The sequence below is a fragment of the Limnospira sp. PMC 1279.21 genome (assembly GCF_032349615.1).
Taxonomy (GTDB): Bacteria; Cyanobacteriota; Cyanobacteriia; order Cyanobacteriales; family Microcoleaceae; genus Limnospira; species Limnospira fusiformis.
Window position 1 is genome coordinate 1 of sequence record NZ_JARPLU010000218.1, and the last position, 6,558, is coordinate 6,558.

The 6,558-nt window shown below is 46.5% G+C and carries 7 protein-coding genes; 1 reads left to right on the forward strand and 6 read right to left on the reverse strand.

Annotated features, from left to right (window positions below; all coding sequences use genetic code 11):
* Positions 1–173: 173 nt before the first annotated feature.
* Positions 174–1,265 (reverse strand): ArsA family ATPase, encoded by a 1,092-nt coding sequence (locus P5683_RS21715; protein WP_006622214.1) that lies wholly within the window; start codon positions 1,263–1,265, stop codon positions 174–176.
* A 161-nt stretch (positions 1,266–1,426) separates the two neighbouring features.
* The gene (locus P5683_RS21720) at positions 1,427–1,630 is read right to left on the reverse strand and encodes a DUF2862 domain-containing protein (protein WP_006622213.1); all 204 of its coding nucleotides are present in this window, start codon (positions 1,628–1,630) and stop codon (positions 1,427–1,429) included.
* A 129-nt stretch (positions 1,631–1,759) separates the two neighbouring features.
* Between P5683_RS21720 and P5683_RS21725 the strand changes: the two genes are divergently transcribed.
* Positions 1,760–2,278, forward strand: a complete 519-nt coding sequence (locus P5683_RS21725; RefSeq protein WP_006622212.1) for a phycobiliprotein lyase — start codon at positions 1,760–1,762, stop codon at positions 2,276–2,278.
* A gap of 250 nt (positions 2,279–2,528) precedes the next feature.
* Here the strand turns inward: P5683_RS21725 and P5683_RS21730 are convergent, their stop codons facing one another.
* The 4 genes from P5683_RS21730 to P5683_RS21745 form a co-directional block, all read right to left on the reverse strand.
* Positions 2,529–3,017, reverse strand: coding sequence for a hypothetical protein (locus P5683_RS21730; RefSeq protein WP_006668598.1), 489 nt, complete (start codon positions 3,015–3,017; stop codon positions 2,529–2,531).
* Positions 3,010–5,040, reverse strand: a complete 2,031-nt coding sequence (locus P5683_RS21735; RefSeq protein ID WP_231296451.1) for a DUF3769 domain-containing protein — start codon at positions 5,038–5,040, stop codon at positions 3,010–3,012. Before P5683_RS21735 ends, P5683_RS21730 begins: the two co-directional genes overlap by 8 nt.
* A 334-nt stretch (positions 5,041–5,374) precedes the next feature.
* On the reverse strand, positions 5,375–5,512 hold the full coding sequence (locus P5683_RS21740; protein WP_187758280.1) for a hypothetical protein: 138 nt from the start codon (positions 5,510–5,512) through the stop codon (positions 5,375–5,377).
* 55 nt (positions 5,513–5,567) lie between these two features.
* The gene (locus tag P5683_RS21745; protein WP_035759958.1) at positions 5,568–6,239 is read right to left on the reverse strand and encodes a DUF3318 domain-containing protein; all 672 of its coding nucleotides are present in this window, start codon (positions 6,237–6,239) and stop codon (positions 5,568–5,570) included.
* Positions 6,240–6,558 lie beyond the last annotated feature (319 nt).

The window sequence follows — 6,558 nt, forward strand, 5'->3', positions numbered from 1 at the left end:
GCTATCGTCGCATTGTCCGGGAACAACCGGAAAAATGTCGCGTAAATGTATCAGACAAGTTAGTTGGGCTGATCGCCGTAGGGGTCGATTCAGCAGTCGCATTTGTGGTGCGTCAGGTCAGATTTTTCTGGTATTAATTATTAGAAATTTTTCTGACGCACCCTACCATGAGGTCAAAGAGAAACAATCAGATAGCCATTTTGAAATTTAGCCCCAGTTACAGGTTGACCAGTCAGGGAAGGAGGTAGCAAAATATTACGGCGTTGATCTCCAGCCTCAATAGTCAGTTCAGGACCATATTGGGTGAGTTTGATCTGTTTTTTATCAAATCCTGGTAAAAATAGGGTGACATGACGGCGCGCGACATCAATAGAGATGGAACGCGGGGCGCTGGTGGCTTGGCTAAAGTCCGGTAGGGCTTTGATTAAAGTTTCCCAGTTGGAAGCAGCTTCTGGAATGGCTGTAACCGTCAGGGGGGCGAAGCTGTCAGCCAAATAGCTGGTTTGTTGGCTCTGGTTGAGGAGAATACCACCCACAGTTAAGCCTACCTGTTGAGCGCTTCCCCATAGGTAACTAGCCGTAGCCCGCGCCACTTCATCTTCCGTAGTCACCAGATAAGCACTAACTCGGTTAGGGTCTGATACTGCGGATTTTCCCTGTTCCAGAACATTGCTCATTTCTTTAGTAGGTCCGGCGAAGGTATCCCCAGAGATATCCACACTTAACACCGTACTAGCAATGGGTTGCACAAATGGAGATAGTGCTTTTCCTAAGTCCGAGTCCAGAAATACCTGCCGAAATCTTCGGATGTACCAACTGAGAATTTCTGGCATTCCCAGCATCCTTAATGTTTCCTGGCTGTTATTGCCATCATAGACGATCGCATCATAATCGCCACTATGATCATATTCTCTCAGGGCATTGAGGGCTAGGGCGCTATCCATTCCTGGTAATACCCCCAATTCCTGACCGTAGACGTTTTTAAAAAAGGGAGTGCGTAGGTATTGCGCCTCTAGTGTCTTGAGTTGTTCCCAACTGCTTTCGAGTAAAGCAGCGCACTGGAATTGTACTGCTTTTAGGTTAGTTTCTACAGGGGTGGGTGTCGTAGTCAAAGGAGTTCCCAGTAGCAGGGATGGTCCTGGCCCGCTGTCGGAGGTGGCCAGTAAAACCCTTTTACCTTGGGCGGCGAGTCCTTTAGCGGTGGCGATCGCCATTGTAGTTCTACCTGTACCACCCTTACCCAAAAATGTCAGAATCACAGCCATCAATGATTTCCTATATGGTTGGCGATCGCGCAGTCTAGGTAAAACCCCCCCATGAGAGGCGATATATGCTACCTAAGCCTTACGCGATCGCTCATGGATTAGTTATTTATCCTATCCCAGGAACCGCACCTGAGCCGCTGATCGCGGATAATGGATTGTCATTAAGCATTTTCTAGCTCATCTTCAAAAAACCAAGTCGATAGACTATTTTCAAATTGGACGACAAAACCAATACCACTGCCATCGACCATTTTAAAGCCTTTGACAGTTCCAAATGGATTTTGCTTGAGTTGAGTAACGATATTTCCCGGTATGCGATCTCTAATGCGCCGGACTTTGACTCGTTGACCGATTTCGATTGCCACTTCCAGTGTTCTCCTTGGGTATTGAACCAATCCACAGTTTATCAGTTATCCGGTCCGCCTTTTTAGCAGTTGTGTTGAATAACCAAAGTGTTTAAGCTATTTGTTGGTTAATTGCAATGGACGAAAATCATGGATATTGTCGAATTTTTTGAGTTGAGTGCGGGAAAGTGGTTTTCTCAGCGGACTGTACACAATTTGACTTCCGGTAGCCTGGAGGCGGGTAAATCTAATTTGGTCATGGAAGCCCTTTCCCCTGATGATGCTATTGTTATAGACATCTGCTCCCATCATGGCGTTGACACGGCATTGGTAGCTAAGGGTTTAAAGTTGACTTGGGAAGGGACTATAGAATCAAATCCTGATCAGCAACGAGGTTCGGCGGTTTTGGTTCCCCTAGTCGTCAGCGACAGTCCCCTACAAGGAAAACTTTTGCAGCAGGGGGGCGATCGCCAGACTCAATTAATGGGTCGTTATCTCATGGGTAAGGATGATGTTTTGACTTTATGGCTTGAGTCTGATCAGTTTAAAGCTGAGGAGAGGATCTGGTATTTGATTCCTAATCTACGCCTGCGAACCAGTATTGTTCATTATAGTAATGGATTGGCTTTGGCTTCTTTTTGCTCGGAAATTCGCATGGGTTTAAAGTAAAAAAACATAACCCCTTTAATATTCCCTGGGTAATCAGCCCCTACATCATAATTGACAATTGACAATTGATAATTGATAATTACCCCAGCTAAATGGCTCCCCGTCGTAGAGACAAGCTACCACTTGTCTCTGCTTTGAAATACAGCCCTTTCAGTCATCATGGCTTACTTGTCTAAGTGCCTCTCCCCCCGGGGAGAGGGCTTTAGGGTCAGGGTAATTTTTGAAGCGACTTCCGAACAAACTGTATCTATTATTCATCAGTTTGACTATTTTCGATAATAGCTTGCAATTTGGCACAAAAGTCTGAATAGTGGAGCGTCAGAGTCGGGGTGATCTCACTCACTGGGAGAGATTCAATAACTGGTTTTTCCGGAGCTGGTATTTCGTTTACAGGTGGATTTTCCTTCCCTTTGATTTCTTGTATGGAATTTTCAACAATTTTATAATCCTTAAAAGCATGGGGTAATTTATTGCAAATTAAGCGCTCAAACTCTGAATTAAAGTGATATATTGGCTGATTGCGGCGTTTCCATAGCTCTAGTATTTGCTGGACTGAAATAGATTTATAACGCCCCAAATAGAGAGCTTCGATGACAGCAAGATGCAGCCAATTCACATCATATATTTCCGACCAATTTATAATAATTTGACTTGAGGTTTTTCCCTCTAGATCAAAACTGTAATGATTAAGCAGGACTTCGGCTTGTTCTGCGGGTGATAGGCTCATACGGCTAATCATCAAAAGGGGGTGAATCCCCAGTCCAGTTAAAATCACTAATCCTAAGACTGAAACTTCCCAGTCTTTGGACAGGATTAATTCTGAGGATGACACCATGGGTGCGCCGACTGTATTCTAAGGTAAATTCATAATTTAAGGCTAAACCGCTATCTAAATTAATGGCTGATTCTACACCACCCCTTAACCCTCCATAAATTTGCTGAACTAATCCCAAAGTGAGGATTCTTTGATCTACCATGCGATCGAATAAAAAGGGAGATGCACCATCGATCGCCACTTGAGTATAGAATACACTGAAACCCGTATAGTCCAGATAGCTGCGGGAAAAATGCCCTAGCTGTCCTTGAATACCCACACTACTACTAAGATAGAATTGGGATTCATCCTCAGAATACAGACTAGCCACTCCTCTAGCAATTCCCACCAGACGCACAAAGGGGATGACAGGTCTGGGAGTGTATCTGAGTCCCTCGGAAGCCGTAGCAGGGAGAGCCGAACCATTCCACAGGGGAATTGGATAGATCAGAGTACCAACAGTTTGAAAGCGTTGGCGACTGATGCGATCGTTTTCGCGTTCCGCCTCCAGAAGGTCAAAGCGATCGGTATTCGCTTCTATGGCTTGGTAGCCGGTTTGAAAATTAACATATCCTCCTGATGGTCCGATCAAGATATTAGGTACTGTCAGAACCGCGCCAAAACTACGGTGTACCGTTTGTGACCCCAGAGTTCCGTTAAATATCCGTTCCCGATAGCTATATTCCCCGGTGAGCGTGTAATCTTCTAATGATTGGCGAACCCTTAATCTCCCCCTATAGGCGTTTTCCCCTAGTAGGGGGAAGTCTTCAAAGTTACTAATTTTCAACTGTCCCTCTATAGAGGTAGTCGGGGTAATGCGACCAGATAAGCGGGTGTTCAAGCCATAAAATCGAGGGTCAAGTGGCGATAAACTTTCCGAAATAGCCCGCTGTACTAACACCTGGGGAGCCACTTTTAATTCTAACGGTCCTACTTCAATGGGGGTTAGGTTCCACTGGACGAAATAACCATCGAGGTCTCTCAGGTCATAGCCAAATTCTAGGGGACTCGGTTCCCTTTGGCGACGGTCAATAATAGTGCGATCGCGAAATAGCGGTATCGAGAAACGTTGGTCGAACACTAGACGCGATCGACTTGTCAGCAGTTCATCTTGTAGGGGAGAGATCCGCCTTAATTGAGCATTATCCGCCCTAAGTTCCAATTCCGGGGGCGAAAAAGGGTCATTAGTAATGCGGATATTAGTAGCCTCCCATTCTCCGTTAGGTTGAATATCGATGCGTTCGGCTTCAAACCTTAAACGATTTACAGTCCCCCCAACTTGTGGGAAAGCAGCACCAGTTACCTGGATTTGAGTCTCTCCGGTGGTGGTAACTTCCGTCACTGGTTGCGCTTCCGTCAGGGTATCTGACAGAGACCCGGAAAAAATGGGCGCAGGGGTCAGGTTGGTTGGTTGTTCTATGTCAAAGTCAGAGGCGGTCGATTGGGTGACAACTACTCCTCTCGCTTCGTAGATGACTCCGGTACTACGCACAAAGTTATATTCCATCTGGCTCCCCTGAACCAGTTGTTCCCCCCTTTGTAGGGCGACATTTCCCCTGGCGGCGGTTTGACGGGTGCTAAGGTTGACTTGGGCTTGGTCTGCTTCGATCAGGGTTTCTCTAAATCTGATTCTGACATTCCCTCTAGCCGTGATGATTTGTCGCTGTTGGTCAAATTCCTGTTCGGCGGCTGTGACTTCTACTAAGTCTGTGGGGGGAATTACTGGTATCTCAATCTCCTCTGACGGGGTAGGTTCTGTTTGGGCTAGGTATAGGGGACGATGGGGATCGAAATGTGTAAATTTTTGGCTGCTATTAATCCCGTAACTCGATGAGGAGGCGATCGCATTTTGGGGAAATTCTAATTCCCTTTGTCCAGTGTTCGGAATTAGATACAATCCCGTGTTCCCGTAAATATCTGACCAGTTACGGGTAATGGGCTCACCCAAAAGGGCTGCTGATGATTCGCGCTTTATTTCCGAGCTTGGGCTTGATGGTAGAACGTAGGATGATGGTAGAACGTAGGAGATCGTTTGATTATGCTGTATATATCCTTTTGAACCAGACTCCGGTTGATTCCAGCTCTGATATGAGGGCGGTTGATTGGGGCTTGGGTTAACAAGGGTTTCGATAATCGCTGGTGGTTCAGGAGGCGGGACCGGATAGGGCATAGTTTACTGACAAACTCGGTTCTAACATATTCGCATCATATCAAGTCCGCTTCACGCAGTATATCTACTTATCCTCGCCGGATCTCTTCCGTCACCCCAAACGGCGGGTTTATCAATCTTCTCGCCCCCAGATAGTCGCCGCCGTGGAACCCACAGAGCCGAGACAGAGGACGGGTTTATCAATCTTCTCGCCCCCAGATAGTCGCCACTGTCGAACCCACAGAGCCGAGACAGAGGGCGGGTTTATCAATCTTCTCGCCTCCAGATAGGCTGAACATTGGAACCCGCCCCTACATGATCATCCATTATCCGTAAATGCTCTCGGAACTGGAGGATGAAGAATCTGGACTACTACCTTTCACCCTGGCTTTAGCTTTAGCCGCACTGCGCTTGAGAGCCTGTAAACGTGCTTCATAACGGGCTCTTTGTCGCTTTTTGGGTGTTTGTTCAATTAACGTCTTTAAGGCACTACCAAGGCTCTTGTAGGCGTTGGGGAGTGTATAACCAAAACGAGATGCGATCGCGATCGCCTTTTCATCAGCTTCGATCGCTTCGATAAGGGTTCGCTCCCCATTATTTTTCTGATACAAGCGATAGCCAGAAACTCCACACAGAGCCAGAGCCAGCAATAACAGCAGTCCATCCTGTACCCACAGTTCTCCCACCGCACCCCCTAAACCAATAGCCAGGGCTGCCATTTCCCAGCCATCTCTGGGGATAGTATCATTTTGAATGCGGGCGACTTCGTGCCAAAATAACAGGTTACGCTGGTCTAGGGCTAGTTGTTCCCAGCGAACTAAATCAATTTGAATCTCTACTTGATCTTTGCCAATTTCTTCTGAGCGAATCAATAGCGGGTTAACCTCAATGGTTTTCTCCACAGTTACCCAACTCTGTAATTCAGGGGGTAGCAAACTTTTCAGTCGCCGGAGTTCGCTCATTTCAGATTTGGCGGTCGAGGTTGCGTATGATGTCATGGTTCCCGCTCTATGCAGTTTATATCTATTCTGACACAGATACATTCAACCCAGAAAAATCCTGCCAAGGGCGGGAAGTTTCTGAGTATGGCACCATCTGAAGTGAAGTAATCACGCCAGATGATGTGTCACTCATTGAGCCTTTAACACTTAGGTTAAAAGCGCTATTGTTGAGTCCATTCTGGTGGCCTATTCAACTGCTGACTGCAATATAGCTATAGTCAGCTACTTGATAGTTCGGCAAACCACCTTTGGTTATGGCTTAACTGATACATTTACGCGACATTTTTCCGGTTGTTCCCGGACAATGCGACGATAA